The 807-nt window shown below is 32.7% G+C and carries 1 protein-coding gene and 1 pseudogene; both read right to left on the bottom strand.

Going from position 1 to position 807, the window contains the following annotated elements:
- A partial coding sequence (locus FK268_RS24835) for a recombinase zinc ribbon domain-containing protein (protein WP_306461502.1) occupies positions 1 to 417 on the bottom strand: 417 nt, incomplete at its 3' end.
- 18 nt (positions 418 to 435) lie between these two features.
- Positions 436 to 750 (bottom strand): annotated as a pseudogene (locus FK268_RS25160) (recombinase family protein); the annotation flags it as partial.
- Between the last annotated feature and the right edge of the window lie 57 nt (positions 751 to 807).

The following is an 807-nucleotide window of genomic DNA, read 5'->3' on the forward strand; positions in this document are numbered from 1 at the left end:
CTTTGCGTAAATACTTGCATCTAAAACTCCTGAAGTTATTAGTTTGCTTAGAACCTCTTTTCTTTCCTTTAGTTTTTCTAAGCCTTCTTCTATTTTTTCTATCTTCTCTACTTCTTCCTTACTGTCCAATCTCTTTAAGGATTCTAAGAGTGGTGTAAGGATATTATCTTTTCCAAAGACTAACTTGTTTACTAAAGTCATAAATGCCAGTTTTATGTCCTTGTCTTTTATAAACTTCATGGAACACTTATGAATATCTCTTAAGTGCTCACTGCAAGTCCAAGCTATATATTTATCTTTGCCATTATAGTGATGTCTTCTCTTAAAGCTTGAACCACACTCGCCACACTTGATTTTCCCCGATAGGCTATATCTATTTTGGTATCTTTTAGTGTTTTCTCCATTTCCTTTTGCTATAGCCCTAAGTCTTAATAATTCTTGTACTTTTTCAAAATCCTCTCTACTTACAATGGCTTCATGGTTATCTATTATTTTATACTGGTCTTCTTCTCCCTTATTTTTATGTCTATTATAATTTTCATCTGTATAAGTCTTTTGGTAGATGACATCCCCTGTGTATTTTTCATTTTTTTAGTTTCCATTTATAGTCGAACCATGCCAGCTTGCTCCTTTTTGTCCTTTAATCTTTCTTTTATTTAAGTCTTCTGCTATTTTGTGTGTTCCCTTACCTGAAAGATACTGTTCAAATATTTCTTTTATGATTTTTCCTTCTTCTTCATTCGCTACCATCTTTCCGTCTATATTCTCATAGCCATAGGGTGGGCTTGATATAATAAACGTTCCATT

The sequence above is a fragment of the Tsukamurella sputi genome (assembly GCF_007858445.1).
Taxonomy (GTDB): domain Bacteria; phylum Actinomycetota; class Actinomycetes; order Mycobacteriales; family Mycobacteriaceae; genus Tsukamurella; species Tsukamurella sputi.